18 protein-coding genes and 1 rRNA gene are annotated in these 19,225 nt (G+C 46.6%); all 19 read right to left on the bottom strand.

Annotation, left to right across the window (positions count from 1 at the left end; translation table 11 throughout):
- Window positions 1-71: 71 nt before the first annotated feature.
- A 16S ribosomal RNA gene (locus JOJ89_RS00510) occupies window positions 72-1,609 on the bottom strand.
- 288 nt (window positions 1,610-1,897) lie between these two features.
- Window positions 1,898-3,397 (bottom strand): lysine--tRNA ligase, encoded by a 1,500-nt coding sequence (gene lysS, locus JOJ89_RS00505; protein WP_029286122.1) that lies wholly within the window; start codon window positions 3,395-3,397, stop codon window positions 1,898-1,900.
- 109 nt (window positions 3,398-3,506) lie between these two features.
- Window positions 3,507-4,508: a tRNA dihydrouridine synthase DusB gene (dusB, locus tag JOJ89_RS00500; protein ID WP_029286120.1), complete on the bottom strand. Its 1,002-nt coding sequence runs from the start codon at window positions 4,506-4,508 to the stop codon at window positions 3,507-3,509.
- Window positions 4,509-4,530: 22 nt separating this feature from the next.
- Complete coding sequence (locus tag JOJ89_RS00495) at window positions 4,531-4,740, bottom strand: helix-turn-helix domain-containing protein (RefSeq protein WP_029286118.1); 210 nt, start codon at window positions 4,738-4,740, stop codon at window positions 4,531-4,533.
- Window positions 4,689-5,216, bottom strand: a complete 528-nt coding sequence (gene folK / locus JOJ89_RS00490; RefSeq protein WP_029286116.1) for a 2-amino-4-hydroxy-6-hydroxymethyldihydropteridine diphosphokinase — start codon at window positions 5,214-5,216, stop codon at window positions 4,689-4,691. Before folK ends, JOJ89_RS00495 begins: the two co-directional genes overlap by 52 nt.
- Window positions 5,213-5,575 carry a dihydroneopterin aldolase gene (folB, locus tag JOJ89_RS00485; RefSeq protein ID WP_029566252.1) on the bottom strand — a complete coding sequence of 121 codons (363 nt, stop codon included), beginning with the start codon at window positions 5,573-5,575 and terminating at the stop codon, window positions 5,213-5,215. Before folB ends, folK begins: the two co-directional genes overlap by 4 nt.
- Window positions 5,568-6,425, bottom strand: a complete 858-nt coding sequence (gene folP, locus JOJ89_RS00480; RefSeq protein ID WP_029566251.1) for a dihydropteroate synthase — start codon at window positions 6,423-6,425, stop codon at window positions 5,568-5,570. Before folP ends, folB begins: the two co-directional genes overlap by 8 nt.
- A gap of 14 nt (window positions 6,426-6,439) precedes the next feature.
- A complete protein-coding gene (pabC, locus tag JOJ89_RS00475) occupies window positions 6,440-7,300 on the bottom strand; it encodes an aminodeoxychorismate lyase (protein WP_203289330.1) in 861 nt (286 codons plus the stop codon).
- Window positions 7,300-7,884: an aminodeoxychorismate/anthranilate synthase component II gene (gene pabA / locus JOJ89_RS00470; RefSeq protein ID WP_029286109.1), complete on the bottom strand. Its 585-nt coding sequence runs from the start codon at window positions 7,882-7,884 to the stop codon at window positions 7,300-7,302. The genes pabC and pabA overlap by 1 nt, the downstream gene beginning before the upstream one ends.
- A gap of 11 nt (window positions 7,885-7,895) precedes the next feature.
- Window positions 7,896-9,314 carry an anthranilate synthase component I gene (gene trpE, locus JOJ89_RS00465; protein WP_203289329.1) on the bottom strand — a complete coding sequence of 473 codons (1,419 nt, stop codon included), beginning with the start codon at window positions 9,312-9,314 and terminating at the stop codon, window positions 7,896-7,898.
- Window positions 9,315-9,426: 112 nt separating this feature from the next.
- On the bottom strand, window positions 9,427-10,350 hold the full coding sequence (gene cysK, locus JOJ89_RS00460; protein ID WP_029286105.1) for a cysteine synthase A: 924 nt from the start codon (window positions 10,348-10,350) through the stop codon (window positions 9,427-9,429).
- 119 nt (window positions 10,351-10,469) lie between these two features.
- Entirely contained in the window at window positions 10,470-11,378 is a 909-nt protein-coding gene (locus tag JOJ89_RS00455) for a peptidyl-prolyl cis-trans isomerase (protein ID WP_203289328.1), read from the bottom strand.
- 23 nt (window positions 11,379-11,401) lie between these two features.
- Entirely contained in the window at window positions 11,402-12,277 is an 876-nt protein-coding gene (gene hslO / locus JOJ89_RS00450) for an Hsp33 family molecular chaperone HslO (RefSeq protein ID WP_203289327.1), read from the bottom strand.
- 18 nt (window positions 12,278-12,295) lie between these two features.
- Window positions 12,296-13,063 carry a type III pantothenate kinase gene (locus tag JOJ89_RS00445; RefSeq protein WP_029286099.1) on the bottom strand — a complete coding sequence of 256 codons (768 nt, stop codon included), beginning with the start codon at window positions 13,061-13,063 and terminating at the stop codon, window positions 12,296-12,298.
- A gap of 214 nt (window positions 13,064-13,277) precedes the next feature.
- The gene (gene ftsH / locus JOJ89_RS00440) at window positions 13,278-15,209 is read right to left on the bottom strand and encodes an ATP-dependent zinc metalloprotease FtsH (RefSeq protein WP_203289326.1); all 1,932 of its coding nucleotides are present in this window, start codon (window positions 15,207-15,209) and stop codon (window positions 13,278-13,280) included.
- 103 nt (window positions 15,210-15,312) lie between these two features.
- On the bottom strand, window positions 15,313-15,855 hold the full coding sequence (gene hpt / locus JOJ89_RS00435; protein ID WP_029286095.1) for a hypoxanthine phosphoribosyltransferase: 543 nt from the start codon (window positions 15,853-15,855) through the stop codon (window positions 15,313-15,315).
- Between the two features lie 21 nt (window positions 15,856-15,876).
- Window positions 15,877-17,265 carry a tRNA lysidine(34) synthetase TilS gene (gene tilS, locus JOJ89_RS00430; protein WP_203289325.1) on the bottom strand — a complete coding sequence of 463 codons (1,389 nt, stop codon included), beginning with the start codon at window positions 17,263-17,265 and terminating at the stop codon, window positions 15,877-15,879.
- Between the two features lie 108 nt (window positions 17,266-17,373).
- Window positions 17,374-18,456 (bottom strand): protein kinase domain-containing protein, encoded by a 1,083-nt coding sequence (locus tag JOJ89_RS00425; protein ID WP_203289324.1) that lies wholly within the window; start codon window positions 18,454-18,456, stop codon window positions 17,374-17,376.
- Window positions 18,422-19,159 (bottom strand): VWA domain-containing protein, encoded by a 738-nt coding sequence (locus JOJ89_RS00420; RefSeq protein WP_203289323.1) that lies wholly within the window; start codon window positions 19,157-19,159, stop codon window positions 18,422-18,424. The genes JOJ89_RS00425 and JOJ89_RS00420 overlap by 35 nt, the downstream gene beginning before the upstream one ends.
- Window positions 19,160-19,225 lie beyond the last annotated feature (66 nt).

The following is a 19,225-nucleotide window of genomic DNA, read 5'->3' as shown; positions in this document are numbered from 1 at the left end:
CGCCTTCTTTCATATAGAGAGAATGATCTCTCAAAACTAAACAAAAACCAAAAGCGACCTCATATCCTTAGAAAGGAGGTGATCCAGCCGCACCTTCCGATACGGCTACCTTGTTACGACTTCACCCCAATCATCTACCCCACCTTAGGCGGCTGGCTCCTTGCGGTTACCCCACCGACTTCGGGTGTTGCAAACTCTCGTGGTGTGACGGGCGGTGTGTACAAGGCCCGGGAACGTATTCACCGCGGCATGCTGATCCGCGATTACTAGCGATTCCAGCTTCATGCAGGCGAGTTGCAGCCTGCAATCCGAACTGAGAATGGTTTTATGGGATTGGCTAAACCTCGCGGTCTCGCAGCCCTTTGTACCATCCATTGTAGCACGTGTGTAGCCCAGGTCATAAGGGGCATGATGATTTGACGTCATCCCCACCTTCCTCCGGTTTGTCACCGGCAGTCACCTTAGAGTGCCCAACTGAATGCTGGCAACTAAGATCAAGGGTTGCGCTCGTTGCGGGACTTAACCCAACATCTCACGACACGAGCTGACGACAACCATGCACCACCTGTCACTTTGTCCCCCGAAGGGGAACCTTCTATCTCTAGAAGTGGCAAAGGATGTCAAGACCTGGTAAGGTTCTTCGCGTTGCTTCGAATTAAACCACATGCTCCACCGCTTGTGCGGGCCCCCGTCAATTCCTTTGAGTTTCAGTCTTGCGACCGTACTCCCCAGGCGGAGTGCTTAATGCGTTAGCTGCAGCACTAAAGGGCGGAAACCCTCTAACACTTAGCACTCATCGTTTACGGCGTGGACTACCAGGGTATCTAATCCTGTTCGCTCCCCACGCTTTCGCGCCTCAGCGTCAGTTACAGACCAGAGAGTCGCCTTCGCCACTGGTGTTCCTCCACATCTCTACGCATTTCACCGCTACACGTGGAATTCCACTCTCCTCTTCTGCACTCAAGTTTCCCAGTTTCCAATGACCCTCCCCGGTTGAGCCGGGGGCTTTCACATCAGACTTAAGAAACCGCCTGCGCGCGCTTTACGCCCAATAATTCCGGACAACGCTTGCCACCTACGTATTACCGCGGCTGCTGGCACGTAGTTAGCCGTGGCTTTCTGGTCAGGTACCGTCAAGGTGCCGGCAGTTACTCCGGCACTTGTTCTTCCCTGACAACAGAGTTTTACGATCCGAAAACCTTCATCACTCACGCGGCGTTGCTCCGTCAGACTTTCGTCCATTGCGGAAGATTCCCTACTGCTGCCTCCCGTAGGAGTCTGGGCCGTGTCTCAGTCCCAGTGTGGCCGATCACCCTCTCAGGTCGGCTACGCATCGTCGCCTTGGTGAGCCATTACCTCACCAACTAGCTAATGCGCCGCGGGCCCATCTGTAAGTGACAGCCGAAACCGTCTTTGAATGTCAAACCATGCGGTTTGACATAGTATCCGGTATTAGCTCCGGTTTCCCGGAGTTATCCCAGTCTTACAGGCAGGTTGCCCACGTGTTACTCACCCGTCCGCCGCTGACCTCCGAAGAGGTCCGCTCGACTTGCATGTATTAGGCACGCCGCCAGCGTTCGTCCTGAGCCAGGATCAAACTCTCCGAAGAAAATTTGTGACTCATAAATGTTGCTGACTTAAAAAAATTAAAACGTTTGGTACGCTTTTGGTTTTGTTTAGTTTTCAAAGATCATTTGCTTCAAGAGCAGCTTTATAATAATATCAAATCTCAGTTATTAAGTCAAGCACTCTTTTCACTTTTTTTATTTCTCGCCGTCGCCGTTTTTTGCGGCAACGTTTAATAATATATCACCGCAGACACTATTAAGCAAGGCTTTTTTTATAAAAAATAAAAATAAAAAACCTCCGCCGAAACAGCGGAGGTTTTCATGTGTATTTAACGGTGTCTCATATGAGGGAACAGAAGGACGTCCCTAATAGAAGCGGAGTTTGTCAGAAGCATGACTACACGGTCAATTCCAATCCCAAGACCGCCTGTTGGAGGCATTCCATACTCCAGTGCTTCAATAAAGTCTTCATCCATCATGTGCGCTTCGTCATTTCCTTGTTCTCTTTCCTGCAGCTGCGCTTCAAAGCGTTCTTTTTGATCAATAGGATCATTCAGCTCAGTAAATGCATTTGCATGCTCACGGGCAACGATGAACAATTCAAATCTGTCTGTAAAACGAGGGTCTTCATCGTTCTTCTTGGCAAGAGGCGAAATTTCAACCGGGTGGCCATAGATAAAAGTAGGCTCAATCAGATGCTCTTCCACTTTTTGCTCAAAGAATTCATTGATGATATGGCCGACCGTCATGTTTTTGTTGATTTCCACGTCATGCTCAGCCGCATGCGCTCTTGCATCTTCCACTGACATTTCAGCCCAGAAATCTACACCGGTGCGCTCTTTGATCGCATCAACCATGTGAAGTCTCTTCCACTCCGGCTGAAGATCGATTTCATGTTCACCGTATGTGATTTTTGTAGAGCCTGTTACTTCTTTGGCAATATGGGCAATCAGGTTTTCTGTCAAAGACATGATATCTTTGTAGTCTGCATAAGCCTCATAAAGTTCAATCATTGTGAACTCAGGATTATGACGGGTAGAGATTCCTTCGTTTCTGTAAACACGGCCAATCTCATATACCTTTTCAAGGCCGCCCACTATTAGTCTCTTAAGGTGAAGCTCAATTGCAATCCGCATGTAAAGCTGCATATCAAGAGCATTGTGATGTGTCACGAACGGACGTGCTGAAGCTCCGCCTGCAATGGTGTGCATCGTTGGCGTCTCAACTTCAAGGTAGCCGTTTTGGTCAAGGTAGCGGCGCATAGATTGAATAATTTTACTGCGTGCAATGAACGTGCTTTTGCTTTCATCATTCATGATGAGGTCGAGATAACGCTGGCGGTAGCGCTGTTCAATGTCTTTTAAGCCATGGAATTTATCAGGAAGCGGACGAAGAGACTTAGTTAAAAGCTCAAAGCTTGTAGCCTTAATGGAAAGCTCGCCGACTTTCGTTTTAAACATAACGCCTGTAACACCGACAATGTCTCCAAGGTCAGCTGTGTTGAACAATTCATACTGCTCATCACCGACTGCATCCTTGCGCACATAAATCTGAATCTGACCTTCAATGTCCTTAACGTGGGCAAATCCAGCTTTTCCTTTGCCGCGTTTTGTCATGATTCTTCCTGCCAGCGTGACAGAAATAGATCTTTCCTCAAGGTCTTCTTTAGAAATTTCGCCGTATTCGCGAACGAGCTGTGCTGTGTATCCAGTACGCTCAAAACGTTTTCCAAACGGATCGAGACCCTTCTCACGCAGTACACTCAGCTTTTCCCGTCTTACTTTCAGCTGGTCATTTAATTCTTCATGGGTTAATTCTTCATTACTCAAAAAAATCAGCTCCTGTCCTCTATAAGGCTTGTTAGTCAATTATAGCGGCGAATGCAGAAAAACTGCCAGTTCAAACTGGCAGTGTGCAATCGCTGCGGGGAAAGGCAGTTCAGCCTGCCTGTATGCTGCTTTGTTCTTTCGATTCTGCCTGCAATGTAAATTCATCAAGCAGGTTCACAATCTCGTCTCTTGTTTCTGTCGTATTTACGGCATTTCTTACAATGGCATGCCCTCTGATTCCTTTCAAGTACCATGCAGCATGCTTCCTCATTTCTCTGACAGCTGTTTTTTCGCCTTTAAGGGCAACCAGACGGTCGAGATGCAGTTTGCATACATCCATTTTTTCGCGTACTGAAGGTTCGCTGATCAGTTCACCCGTTTCAAGATAGTGAACCGTACGGTAAATCATCCAGGGGTTCCCCAGTGCGGCACGGCCGATCATCACGCCGTCAACACCTGTTTCATCAAGCATTCTCTGGGCATCCTGAGGTGTTTCTACATCCCCGTTCCCAATAACCGGAATGCCGACAGATTCTTTTACTTCTTTAATGATAGCCCAATCTGCCGTTCCTTCATACATTTGAACTCTTGTACGCCCGTGAACAGCTACTGCCTTGCCTCCGGCTTTTTCTACAGCCTGCGCATTCTTGACAGCAAAGATATGCTGGTCGTCCCATCCAATGCGCATTTTCACGGTAACCGGTTTATCTACTGCATCTGTAACGGCAGAAACCATGTCATAGATTTTATCCGGATCAAGCAGCCACCTAGCCCCTGCATCACATTTTGTGATTTTCGGAACAGGACAGCCCATATTGATATCAATGATATCGGCCGTAGTGTTTTTATCAACGAACTTGGCAGCTTCTACAAGTGTTTCTTTTTCTCCTCCGAAGATCTGGAGGCTGAGCGGCTTTTCACGCTCATCAATGTAGAGCATGTCCATCGTTCTTGCGTTGTTAAGAAGGATGGCTTTATCACTGACCATTTCAGCGCAGACAAGTCCCGCTCCGAATTCCTTCACCGTAAGGCGGAATGCCGAGTTGCAGACTCCGGCCATAGGCGCAAGGACAACGCGGTTTTTCAATTGGATATCGCCGATATTAAACATCGGGTTACCTCCTTTCAGGGCCTTACTCTCTCGGTGAAAGCTCTTCTACCGTGACGTTCAGCGCGGCCGCTACTTCTTCAATAAGCTGATCATTCGGAAGCCTGTTCCCGCGTTCAACCTCCCCTAAAACAGACACGGATATGCCAAGGTCTTTTGCAAACCCTTCCTGGGTAAATCCTTTTAATTTTCGAAAAGCGCGAATACGTCTTCCCCATTTTTCTGCTGCTTCCATATTCGTACCCCTTCTTTGTCCGGTAGTTGATCGATTATGACTGAAAGCGGCTGATTGCTTGCTTGTATATGAATATTCTGGTCTATCTCATATAACGGGATTAATACGAACGAACGCTCTAACATCCTAGGGTGTGGAATAATTAGTTGCTCTGTTTCAATATTTTCATGATTATAGAGTAAAATGTCAAGGTCCAAAGTCCGGGGACCCCACCTGATGTCCCTTTTTCTTCCGAGACTCTGTTCAATTCCCTGCATGACAGACAGCAGCTCAAACGCTGTCAGATCTGTGCGGACGGAGAGCACCATATTTAAAAATGCATCCTGATTCTCATAACCCACCGGATCTGTCTCATAAATAGAGGAAATTTCCTCCACCTTAATAGAAGAATGTTCATTCAAGCTCAGGATCGCATCTTTTAAATAGCGCTCTCTGTCTCCGATGTTGCTGCCAAGAGCAAGAAAGGCTCTGTTCATGAGCGTCCTCTCCTGATCTCCACGGCAACATAGTCGTAATGGCCGGGAATAGGCGGGTCCGGCTTGTAAAGTTTTACTGTGCAGAAGCTTACCTGCTGAAATTCTTCAAGAACATCCGCCGCGATTTTCTCGGCGACAGCTTCTACAAGCTTGAACGGCTTTCCTTCAGCAACACCCCTGCAAATTTTATAAAGCGAAGCATAATTGACCGTATGCTGCAGATCATCTGTCTGCCCTGCCTGCTTTAAATCAAGCTCAATGGTCAGGTCAGCCCGAAAACGCTGGCCGAGCTTCGTCTCTTCAGGAAAAACACCATGATACCCGTAAAACTCCATCCCGTTCACAAAAATTTTATCCAAGCTCAGCCGCTCCTTTTCCAATCATGGCATCCATCATTTTTGCCATTCTTGCAATTCCTTTCACATCATGCACCCTCACAATGCTGCATCCTTTTTCGATTCCGAGGCACACTGTAGCCCCTGTACCCTCCATTCTATCAGAAGGCGGGAGATCAAGTATGCGGCCGATGAAGGATTTTCTTGATGTTCCGAGCAGGACCGGATACCCCAATTGAGTGAAAGTCTCCAGATTTCTCATGACCTCAAGATTATCCTCCATCGTCTTCGCAAACCCGATGCCCGGGTCAAGAATAATTTTGCTGTCCTTGACACCTGCTATTTTGGCGATCGAGACACTTTCATTCAAATCCGAGATCATGTCCGGAATCAGCGCGTTGTAATTCCGTTCCGGCCGGTTATGCATGAGGATAATCGGCACATCGTACTTTGCAGCAACAGCAGCCATCTCAGGATCTGCTTTTGCCCCCCATACATCGTTTAGAATCGTTGCTCCGGCAAGAACAGCCTGCTCTGCCACTTCTGCTTTGTAAGTATCAATGGAGATTGGAACACTGATTTCTTTAGAAAGCTCTTTAATAATTGGAACAACTCTCCGGATTTCTTCTTCAGCAGGGACAAAATCCGCGCCTGGGCGTGTCGACTCTCCCCCGACATCAATGATATCCGCTCCGTCTGCAATCATTTCCTTCGCGTGGGCAAGCGCCGTCTCTATGCGGTTAAACCTGCCTCCATCCGAAAAGGAGTCAGGCGTCAGATTCAAAATCCCCATAATCAATGTCTTTTCATAAGGATTTAATCGGTACGGTCCGCAGATCAGATCCTTTTTATCATCAGCTAAAATGGTGTCCATTTTTCATCAATCCTTTACAGCTCTTCTCTGCTTTTCAGCATTCTGCTTTGCTTATAAATCCTTTTTAGTGTTTGCGTTACAGCGCCATTCTTTCCTGAAAAAACGCTAGAGCCAATTTCTTTCAGCGGAATGATTTCCTGAACAGAGTTCACGGCAAATACTTCATCAGCCTGAAGCAGCTCATCTGCTGTAAAACTGCCTTCCACCCATCTCATTTCCTCTTTTTCCAGACAGCGGATGACGAACTGCCGGGTGATGCCGTTCAAGATCCCTGTATCCAGAGAAGGTGTATACACACACTCATCTTTTACCCAGAAGAGATTTGAGACAATCCCTTCTGCCACAAACCCGTCTTTCGTAAGAAAAATCCCTTCAACCGAAGGATCATTTCCTGCTTCACGCTTCGCCAGAACATTGTTCAGATAATGATGGGACTTGATTCGTTCTTTTCCTTCAGGCGTATTTCTCGGAACAGACAGAAGCACCCCTCGTTTTTCAAGGTCAGCCGGCAGCTCCGGCAGTTTCCTCATAAACATCATGACAGTGGGCTCACGATATTCCAGTGCACCGAACATCAGTCCGCCGTCCCCCGCTGATACGTTAAGGCGCACCGATACATCCTCATCCTGCAGATCGTTAAGCAGAAGCAGATGCTGAATGACCTCTTCTATATTCAGGCCGGAATCATCCAACTGAATATTCAGCTCTCCCATGGCTTTTTGCAGCCTGCTCATGTGATCATTCAGCAAAAATGGATGCCCCTTATAGACTCTGAACGTTTCAAACACCCCAAGACCATAAAGATACCCGTGGTCAAAGGGAGAGATCCTGGCATCCTCTGCCTGAATGAATTCGGAGTTCAGGTAAATATACATCAGATTTTTTCAGCAGGCCGGTGCGTTTTAATGAAGTTGCCGAGCAGATTTTTCCCAAAGGATGTCATGATTGACTCCGGGTGGAACTGCACGCCTTCAACCGGCAGTGTTTTATGGCGGATTGCCATGATTTCGCCTTCTTCGGTCCAGGCTGTGATATCAAAGCAGTCAGGCAGTGTTTCTTTTTTCACAATAAGTGAATGATAGCGGGTAGCTGTAAATGGATTTTCAATATCTTGAAAGATCGTTTTGCCGTCGTGGTGCATTTCGGATGTTTTTCCGTGCATCAGGCGTTCTGCGCGGACAACATCTCCCCCGAAAACCTGCGCGATGGATTGATGTCCAAGACAAACTCCGAAAATCGGAATTTTTCCCGCAAAGCGCTCAATGGCAGCCATGCTGATTCCAGCTTCATTCGGACTGCACGGGCCAGGAGATATCATGAGGAAATCCGGAGCCATCTCTTCAATTTCATCGAGCGTGATCTCATCGTTCCTGCGAACGGTAAGCTCCTCCCCAAGCTCCCCTAAATACTGCACCAGGTTAAACGTAAACGAATCATAGTTATCAATCATTAAAATCATTCTCTCTCACCTCATACTGTCATAGTCTCTTCTTCGCTCAGCTCTTTCGCCCTAAGCAAGGCCTGCGCCTTCTTAAGCGATTCTTTATATTCGTGTTTAGGATTGGAATCGATGACAATTCCGGCTCCAGACTGGATATAGGCATGTCCGTCCTTCGCAAGCAGCGTGCGGATGACAATGTTCATTTCCATATCTCCATTATACCCAATCCAGCCGATCGATCCTGTATAAATGCCTCTTCTTGTCGGCTCAAGCTCCTCAATAATTTCCATCGTTCTGATTTTGGGAGCTCCCGTAATCGTCCCTCCCGGAAAAACACCTTTAAGGACGTCCATATAATCTTTTCCTTCTGCAAGCAGGCCGCGGACATTTGAAACGATATGCATCACATGTGAATATTTTTCGATGACCATAAACTCGTTTACTTCGACCGTACCGTATTTGCATACTCTTCCAAGGTCATTCCGTTCAAGATCGACAAGCATAACGTGCTCGGCACGTTCTTTCTCATTTTCAATCAGTTCCGAGGCAAGCTTTTGATCTTCTTCTTCACTTTCCCCTCTTGACCTTGTTCCCGCAATCGGCCTTGTGCTTGCGTGTTCGCCGTCTATTTTTACCAATAGCTCAGGCGAGCCGCTGACAATCTGGAAATCCAGCAGATCCAGGTAAGCCATATACGGCGATGGATTTACTTCCCTCAGGGTTTCATACACTTTAAGCGGATGCACCTTCAGAGGTTCAGTCTGCCTGACAGACAGGTTCACCTGAAAAACATCTCCGTTTGCGATGTATTCCTTAATTGTTTCAACAGCATCCATAAACGACTCTTTTGTAAACCGGTGCGGGGATGCAGGATTTCCGGTTCCGCCTGCTGGCTTATGAAGAAATGCAGCTGTCTGTTTTTCAAACCAGCTCTTTTCCATTTCAGCTATTCTGTTTTGCGCCTCTTTTAGGTCAGCTTCAGATGAATAATGGGTAATGAACCAGATTTCCTTTGTCTGATGATCATAAACGGCCAGATCATCAAAAAGGAGAAAATATAGATCCGGTGTTTCAAGATCGTCAATCGAACGGCTTTCAAGCTTCTCAAACACTCTTACACAATCATAGCTGAAAAAACCGATCGCCCCTCCCTGGAAATCCGGAAGCTCATCATTCTTTACGGTGTTAAACTGACTGAACCAGCTCCTGAACTCATCAAGAATATTTCCTGTCCGCTGTTCAGTTCCGCTCTTTGTCTGGATTGAAAGGACCGAATCTTTCCCTTTAATGACCGCTGCCGGGTGAAGGCCCGCGATGCTGTACCGGCCGCCCCTGCCGCTTTCAAGGATCGCGTGACGCTCCTCGTTTCTGGATAGATGCTGATATTGTCTGAAGAAATCAAGATTGTAAGCCGCTTTCTTTGCAAGCGGTTTTCTCTCAAGGTGCATGCTTAACCCTCTCCTTAAAAACTCATAAGTTCATTTTACATAAAAGGGCGGAAGAATACATGTTGAAAATTTCTCCCAAAAACAAAAAAACAGCCCAAGGGCTGTTTCTTGATTAATCAAATTGGTAAAGCGGCGTGCTTAAGTATCTTTCCCCGTTACTTGGGATAATGGCAAGAACCTTTTTGCCTTTACCAAGCTCTTTCGCTACTTGAAGGGCTGCTTTAATCGCTGCACCGGAAGAAATGCCTCCAAGAAGACCCTCTTCTCTTGCCGCTTTCCGCGCCACTTCAAAAGCTTCTTCATTTTTCACTTGAATGACACCGTCGTAAATATCCGTTTTTAAGATATCCGGAACAAATCCTGCTCCGATGCCCTGGATTTTATGAGGACCCGGTTTTCCTCCAGAAAGGACAGGTGAGTCAGCAGGCTCCACCGCATAGATTTTTATATCAGGATAAGCTTCTTTAAGGACCTCGCCGGCACCCGTAATGGTTCCGCCCGTTCCGATTCCTGCTATGAATGCATCAAGCTGGCCGCCCATCTGACTGACAATCTCAGGACCTGTCGTACGGCGGTGAACTTCAGGATTTGCTTCATTTTTGAACTGCTGAGGCATGAAATAGCCATGCTCTTTTGAAAGTTCTTCCGCTTTTCTGATAGCTCCGCCCATGCCCTCAGGACCAGGAGTAAGAACAAGCTCGGCACCATACGCCCGAAGAAGGTTGCGGCGCTCCATGCTCATTGTTTCAGGCATAACAAGAATTGCCTTAATCCCTTTTGCAGCTGCAACCATTGCAAGCCCGATGCCTGTATTTCCGCTTGTCGGTTCAATGATTGTATCGCCTTCTTTAAGAAGACCTTTTTCTTCGGCAGCTTCAATCATCGCAAGTGCTATGCGGTCTTTTACACTGCTTCCAGGGTTCATGAACTCAAGCTTTAAATATACATCTGCACTGTTTTCATCTACAATGCGGTTTAATTTGACAATAGGTGTTTCCCCAACCAGTTCGTGTATAGAATTTGCTACACGCGTCAATCTGACCACCTCTATTTCCGAGTATTTTTATTGGCTTTAAAAAGAATGTACCAAACCTCAGTCTGAATTGTCAATCTTTTCTTACTTCTCGGATAGGGCAAAATACTCAATTCTGTTTCTTATTCAGATGTGCCGCTGCCGTAAAACCACGTTACTCCCGCTTCTTCCCATAAAGGTTTTACAGAAACGGCTGATTCCATCTGCTCAAGGGCAATTTGCCGTCTGATCTGGTTCTTGGCTTCTTCAAATGAGTACTGCACGCCATTAACCTTCTCTTTCAGAAGGATGACAGAATAGCCGCTTTCACTTTTGATCGGCTTGCTCCACTTATCTTTTTTCAGCATTTCAGCTTCTTCGATATATTGAGCAGGCAGATAATCGTTTTCTGATGAAACATAACCAAGGTCTCCGCCCTCGTTTGCAGAAAACTCATCGATTGATTTTTCCGCAGCGAGCGCTTCAAAGCTCGAACCGCCCTCAAGCTCTTCGATTACCTTTTTCGCTTCCGCTTCTGTCTTTGTCACGATGTGAAAAAGGTGATACGTATCTTTAATGGAATAGAGATCTTGATTGGACTCGTAATAAGCCTTCAATTCCTTCTCCGGTATTTCAACATCTTTTGTCAGAAGCTCTTCAAGAAGCATACTGTACCTGATCTGTTCGCGCAGTTCTCCGTCTTCTGAAAGGTGCTCGTTGTCGAGTGAATTGTACATGGACTTATACATCGTAAGCTCACGTTCAAGCTCCTCATCAGGGATGCGGATGTCATGCTTTTCAGCAAGCTCCTCAACAACCGTAAAATTAATCATTTCTTCAAGTGTTTCCCTGCCGAAACGATCTTCAAGCTCTGCCATCCACTGCTCTCTTGTTATTTCCTTATCTCCGACAGATGCAATGGATTCTGAGCTTCCGTTTGAAGCAGGTCCGATTGCAGCGATGCTGTCATCCTTTGTTAGAAAATATGCCAGAGTAAAACAGTTGATGATCACGAGTCCGAAGATTATCAGCCAGACCGCTTTTCTGTTCATCTCTCCATCTCCCGACCGCATGTTCAGCGCGCTTCTTCTTTCAGCTCTGTCAGTTCTTCTTTTGAAAAATGATAGCGTTCATTACAGAAGTGGCACTCTGCTTCTGCTTTGCCGTCCTCTTCAATCATGCTTTGGATTTCATCCGCTCCAAGACTGATAATGGCATTTGAAATTCTCTCGCGTGAGCAAGGGCAGTGAAAAGCAACCGGGTGCTGATCAAGAATCTTCACGTGGTCTTTGCCGAGAACCTCAAACAGAATTTCTTCCGGCGTAAGCCCTTTTTGGATCAGTTTCGAGATTGGCTCTACACTTCCAAGCCGTTTTTCAATTTCCGCAATCGTTGATTCGTCCGTGCCTGGCATGAGCTGAATGATGAAGCCGCCTGCCGCGAGGATTGTGTTGTCAGGGTTAACGAGTACGCCTACCCCAACGGATGATGGAACCTGCTCAGAGCTGACAAGATAATAGGTAAAGTCTTCGCCAAGTTCACCTGACACAAGTTCAACTGAACCTGTGAAATGTTCTTTCATGCCAAGATCCTTTACAACAGAAAGCGTTCCGGATGTTCCAACCGCTCTTGCTACATCAAGCTTGCCTTTTGCATTCAGGTCAAAGTGTGTTTGAGGGTTTGTCACATAGCCGCGAACCTCGCCTTTTGCATTGCTGTCAACGACAATCACGCCTATAGGCCCGCCTCCCTCCACTTTAATCGTCATTTTGCTTTCGCCTTTAAGCATTGAGCCCATCAGGACACCAGCCGTCATTGAACGGCCGAGGGCTGCAGATGCAGTTGGCCATGTCTGATGCCTTCTTTGCGCCTCTCCAACTGTGTCTGTTGTTTTGGCTGCGTATGCACGCACTTGTCCGTCAAACGCAAGTGCCTTTACAAGATAATCCATGTTTTATCACCTTTCCAATTAAATGCTGTTTCGTTCAAAAATCAGCTGAAGCCCTTTTAGTGTGAGGAACGGATCAACGATGTCAATCACCTTCGACTCAGAAGCGATCAGCGTTGAAAGTCCTCCTGTTGCAATAACCTTAGGCTCTGCTTTAGACTGCTGTTTCATTCTCCCGACAATACCTTCAACCTGTCCGACATACCCATAAAGAATGCCCGCCTGCATAGCGCTGACCGTATTTTTGCCGATAATATCATCAGGTCGTGCAATTTCGATTCTTGGAAGCTTGGCTGCCCTCGAATAGAGAGCCTCGGTTGAGATATTGATGCCCGGAGCAATGGCGCCGCCCATATATTGTTTTTCCTCGTTGATATAGCAGTAGGTCGTCGCTGTGCCAAAATCAACAATAATCAGAGGACCGCCGTATAAATGGATGCCTGCCACCGCATTTACAATCCGGTCTGCACCTACTTCACGGGGATTCTCATATTTAATGTTCAAGCCTGTCTTGATGCCAGGTCCGACAACGAGGGGCTTTTGTTTGAAATATTTCGTGCACATCCGCTCAAGCGAGAACATAATCGGCGGAACAACAGAGGAGATAATGATCCCTTTAATATCGGTCAGATGAATGCCTTCATGTTCAAAGAGGGATTTGATGAGCATGCCAAATTCATCTTCTGTTTTGTTGCGCGTCGTCTCAATGCGCCAGTGATGCTTGAGAGCATCTCCTTCAAAAACGCCTAAAACGGTATTTGTATTCCCTACATCCAGCACTAAAAACATATGTATCACCACTTTATCCAAATTCTTTTTCTCTGTATTCAATACTCTTTCATCATATCATGAAGCCAACTTAAATTTATGCAAAATTTATGTGTGCAGCCCTGTCTTCCCTCACTCATTTTAGTCTTTTTAGACAGCGGAATGCAAAAGGAAGAACCTGAAACGGCGTTAAAAAACCGCATGTTCAATGTGAACATGCGGTTTTGATGTATGATCAGTCTTCTTTTCGGTCTTCGTGAATCTCAGATGTCTGCTCTTCATCCTTTTTTGGAAGGATGTTCACTTTTACATCTTCTTTCTTTTCATGTTCTGAAACCGGACGGTCAGGCAGTGTGCCGTGATCCACTAAATGCTTGATCTGCTCTGCATCGAGAGTTTCGATTTCAAGCAGGGTTTGAGCAATCAGTTCAAGCTTATCACGGTTTTCAGTAAGGATTTTCTTAGCGCGCTCGTAGCATTCTTTGATAATGCGCTGTACTTCCATGTCGATTTCATGGGCAATCGCATCACTGTAATTCTGCTCGCTGTTAAAGTCGCGGCCTAAGAATACCTGTCCCTGGGACTGTCCGAACTGAAGCGGTCCAAGCTTGTCACTCATACCGAACTCAGTTACCATGCGTCTTGCAATGCCAGTGGCACGCTGGAAGTCGTTCGTCGCACCTGTGCTCACTTCGCCGAAGACGATATCCTCAGCCACACGGCCGCCGAGAAGTCCTGTAATTTTATCAAGAAGTTCAGGCTTCGTCATGAAATAACGGTCCTCTTTTGGAAGCATAACGGCATAGCCGCCAGCCTGCCCGCGAGGCACGATTGTTACTTTATGAACCATATCGGCTTCATCAAGAACTACACCGATAATCGTATGTCCGCCTTCATGATAGGCAACAATATTGCGTTCTTTTTTGGAAATAACGCGGCTTTTCTTGGCTGGACCTGCAATTACGCGGTCTGTCGCCTCGTCTATATCCGTCATATCCACTTTCTTCTTGTTGCGGCGTGCGGCAACAAGCGCTGCTTCGTTCAGCAGGTTCTCAAGGTCTGCACCAGAAAAACCAGGTGTACGGGCTGCGATGGATTTCAGGTTAACCGTGTCATCCAGAGGCTTATTGCGGGCATGAACTTCAAGCACCGCTTCACGGCCTTTAAGATCCGGACGGTCAACTGTGATTTGACGGTCAAAACGTCCCGGACGAAGCAATGCCGGGTCAAGAATATCCGGACGGTTCGTTGCAGCAATCATGATGATGCCTTCATTTCCGCCGAATCCATCCATTTCAACAAGCAATTGGTTCAGCGTCTGCTCGCGCTCGTCATGGCCGCCGCCAAGACCGGCGCCGCGCTGGCGTCCAACAGCATCGATTTCATCGATAAAGATGATACAAGGTGCATTTTTCTTTGCATTTTCGAACAGGTCGCGGACACGGGAAGCTCCCACCCCTACGAACATTTCAACAAAGTCAGATCCGCTTATAGAGAAGAACGGAACGCCGGCTTCACCTGCTGCAGCACGTGCAAGCAGAGTTTTACCTGTACCCGGAGGTCCTACAAGCAGAACGCCTTTTGGAATACGTGCGCCAAGCTCGGCAAATTTGCGAGGGTCTTTAAGGAATTCAACAACTTCGACAAGCTCTTGTTTTTCCTCATCAGCACCGGCAACATCCTTGAAGCGCACTTTTTTCTTTTCTTCGCTGTAGAGCTTCGCTTTGCTCTTGCCGAAATTCATGACACGGCTTCCGCCGCCCTGAGCCTGGTTGAGCAGGAAGAAGAAAAGAATAAAGATAATGACAAACGGTATGATGGATGTAAAGAATGTTACCCATCCGCTCGTTTCTTCTGCAGGAACAAATTTAACACTTGTTTTGCCCTGCGCTGCAGCATCCACACGGTCCAGAGCTTTGTCGCTCAGTACATGTGTTACAAACAGCTCATCTTTTTTATAATCATCCAGCTGGCCCTTTACTTCATATACTCCGCGAAGCGGCTGTATCGTAATTTCTTTCACGTCACCAGCTTCAAGTTTGGAAATGAACGTACTGTAAGTTAATGGCTCAGTTTTTGTGTTGTTTCCCTGGAAAAAACTGACGACTCCAATAACCACTAAAAAGATTAGCAAATAAAATATGGTATTACGGAAGATCCGATTCATTCCTTACCTCCTCCCACAGTAAACACAACTATTTTAAATAGTATCATAGAAAATCATTCCAATACAACTGATTGGCCGTTTTGGTACTTGACAAATGCAGCAATTACTTATTTTCGTAAATTTCAGGCTTCAGAACTCCTATATAAGGAAGGTTGCGGTAGCGTTCGATGTAGTCAAGTCCATACCCTACAACAAATGCATCCGGCACTTCAAAGCCCACATAATCAGCCTGAATATCCGCTTTGCGTCCTGTTGGCTTATCAAGAAGCGTCACAATGCTGATCGTTTTTGCCTTGCGGTAGCGGAAAAGCTCTACAAGGTAGCTCAGTGTAAGCCCGCTGTCGATGATATCTTCAATAATCAGGATGTCTCTGCCTTCTACTGAAGTGTCAAGGTCTTTCAGGATTTTCACTTCACCGGAAGATACTGTAGAAGTACCATAACTCGAAACATCCATAAAGTCCATTTCCAAGTATGTATCAATGTTCTTCAGCAGATCTGCCATAAACGGCATAGCGCCTTTCAGCACTCCGATAGCAAGAGGGAAGCGGTCATTGTACTCTTCAGTAAGCTGCGCTCCAAGTTCCTTTACCTTGCGGCTGATTTCTTCTTCTGTTATTAATACTTTTTCGATATCCTGCTTCATTACAAGTTGCCCCCTACAAAATCATTGCTCTTTATATTGCAAAACAACGTAGTCACCTGCGCCGCACCCGGCATCTTCAAATGAAGACTTTTTAAGGCCGGGAAGCCAAAGGATCTTGCCGCTGCCATCTTCTAAAACAGGCCAGCTGTTCCTTCTATGGACCGGTACTTTTGCATCAATAAATATATCTTTTACTTTTTTCGTACCGTTCATGCCCTTGAGTTTGATTTTATCGCCCTGCCTTCTGGTACGGATAAGCAGAGGCTTGGTCAAAGACTTGGCCGGCATGACGAACACATCGTTTCCAGCTATCCATTCATCAGGCTTTCCGCTGATGATCTCACAAGTGAGGAGATGCCCGTTTGGAAGTACTGTGCTTGACGGGATCTGCACTGTCCTTGAAAATGACTGGTCCTTTATTTGTTCAAAAGTAAACAAACACGTTTGGTAGGATTTGATTACTTTAAGGCCGTCTGGATAATCTAGTGAACCGGAAGGATGTGTATGCGAGAGTAAGGATTGTAGACTCTCAATATGTATAGAAGAAAGGGAAGATGGTTGGTCTTCATAAAGATAGTTTAATATTAGTTGAATACATCTTCTTTGTAAAGGCATAGGCAGGGTGTTGAACAAATCGATATCGAGTTCGGCTTCGTGCTTTTCTTTCCTTTTCAATACTGTATTCAACTTTTCTTTCGATAATTCCTGTAAGAACTCTTCATCTTCTTTGAAAGTCCTGCTGAAATACTGAAATCTCCCGTGCACTTTCGGGTTCTCTTCCTTCAGGAATGGAAGAACCTGTTTACGGAAGCGGTTTCGGGTGTAATCAAGCTTTTCGTTGCTTGGGTCAAACCTTGGAGCCAGATGGTTCAGGCTGCAGTATTCGAGGATTTCCCTTTTATCAGCTGAAAGCAGGGGCCGGATAATGCTTCCACCTGCAAACTCCCTTTGTTCCGGTATCCCGGCAAGCGCTGTTCCCGCGCTGCCCCTTGTCATTCTCATCAGAATCGTCTCAATCTGATCATCGCCATGATGGCCTAAAGCTATGAACGGGGCATGATGCTTCTTCATGACACTTTCGAAGAAGGAATAGCGGCATTCTCTTGCCGCGCTCTGAAGGCTCATTTCAGGGTTTTCCTCCGCATACTTCGGTACATCGATCTGCACAGCTTCGCACAGAACATCATGGTTCCTGCAAAAGTCCTTTACAAATCCCATTTCAAGAGCGGATTCAGCTCCCCGGAACATGTGATCAACATGAGCGACAGCAAGACTCAGGCCGAATTCGGACCTAAGCCGGATAAATAAATGAAGCAGGGCGAGTGAATCAGGACCTCCTGATACACCTATCACGACTGCTGTGTCTTTCACTCCATAGTGTGTAAGAAAACGTCTGAAACGTTCTAGCATGGCATTCCTCTTTTATAGCATAGTCTTTGCGTACCTTCATACTATCATGACAGCTTTCAGCCCTGCAAAAAAGAAGTCCCCCGTTCACATATTTACCATAAATTCACGCTACATCAGATAGTGATAGACGTAAAACGAGTAGATAATGCACAGTGCGGCAAGGATCATGATGGTTTCTACCCATCCTCCTGCCCTGCTTCTCTTTTTTGCTTTTACACGGACCGGCCCCTGACTTGCGGCATTGCCTGACGGCCCGGGCCTCCCCGCTTTCGCCTGTTTGGACGTTCTGCTTTGCCGTCCATGCACCTGAGACGGTTTTGCCGCTTGAGCCTGTCCTGTCTGCACGCGGCTCTTCTGCTGTTTTTGCACTGCTGAACCCTGCTCATAGAGCGACGTCAGAAAGTCTTTTTTCATATCAGCGGCATATTGGTATTTTCCCAATAACGCTTTTTTCAAAACAGCTGAATGCTTTCTTAAATAGGGGTGGTCCTGAATGACTTCCAGGAGCTGTCTGCCGCCCTCATCCTGCTTTTTAAACCGTTTGGGATGGACAGAGTTAATAACGATCATGGCAGCCGCAAACAAATCGTAGGACGGCTCAGCCCTGCGGGTGCCGAGACCCCAGTACCCTCTGTCAAAAAAGTCGGTAAACTCCTTGATCGACCTTCCATTCAGAGTTGTGCCCCCGACGTCAATAAACCGCAGCTTTACCGGCCGTTCTGCCACCATCAGATTTTCAGGCTTCAAGTCGCCGAATACCCATCCGGCCCTGTGCAGCTCCTCTAAATTCGACAGCAGCTGAACCGTCAGGACTCCTATCCATTCCATTCCCTGATTGCTGATGAAATCCAGATACTGCTTTCCGCTTATATATTCCATCACATAGAACGGAACCCGCTCCCCCGTTCTTGGATGGATCCAGTCATCTACATCAACTAAAGCAGGCCCAAGGGAACTCCCCTGGACCTTTGAAAAGTGCTTAAGAACATTCACTTCAGACGTAATGGACATGCTGTTCCCGCTTACCTTCAAAGCGGCAAGTCCACTTTTCCCTTCTGCCAAGTAAACGATCCCTGTAGCACCCTGTCCAAGCGGCTTTACAATGCGGTACTTGTTATGATGCCACTTTCCTTCAACGACAGTGCCGGGCAGAAGATTACATGTTTGATTCATTGAAGTATTGTTCATCATCTGAAAGCAGGCTCCTTAACGAACGCTTTTTCTTAAACGAATGGATGCCATCGCGAATGGCGGGTCCCGTAGGCGTAATGCCTCCTGTTGTCAGCTTCGGGAAAATAGAAGAGAGAGATTCAAGTTTCGGCGTCCACTCAAGGACCGTTTCGACTTCTTCCTTTTTCCCAGGAAATACAGACACGGAAAATTGATTTTCTCCTATTCTCGAATTCAGGCTGATTGATAAATCAAGCAGCGACTCTTTAACGGTCGGAAGCTTGGGTTTCATGCTTCCGCTTGTATCAACAAGAATCAGGATCTCCATGCCGATTGTTTCTCCAAGCAAATCGACTACTTCCATGACCTCGCCCCGTTTTTCGGGGGAGAGCTCCTCCATTGTCACTTTTTTGCCCAGAATCTGCTGCAGTTCAGAGTTCACAACACCCTGCAGAGTTTGAGTCATCGCCTGTCTGGTGACCATTTGAACCGTCTGTGACAGCTGTTCAGCATACACCACCTGGCTCACTCCGCCCCCGGACATTGCAATTCCTTCGATTTCATTTATCGCATCCTGGTCAACAATGTTTTCTTCCAGTATTCCAATGACATTAACGGTAATCCCCTGTTCTTTTGCAAGAGCAGCCATCGCGACCGGATCTTCGCCATGATTGGAACACCCGTCTGTTATCAGCAGTATTTGTTTCAGTTTCCCTTTATTCATTGGTTCAGCCCCTCCAGGTATCCTCTTATCACCAAGGAAATAATGTAGTATCATCCTCGCCAGTAA

This window comes from Metabacillus sp. cB07 (genome assembly GCF_016839225.1).
Taxonomy (GTDB): Bacteria; Bacillota; Bacilli; order Bacillales; family Bacillaceae; genus Bacillus_P; species Bacillus_P indicus.
This window is presented reverse-complemented; position numbering and strand designations above follow the sequence as displayed.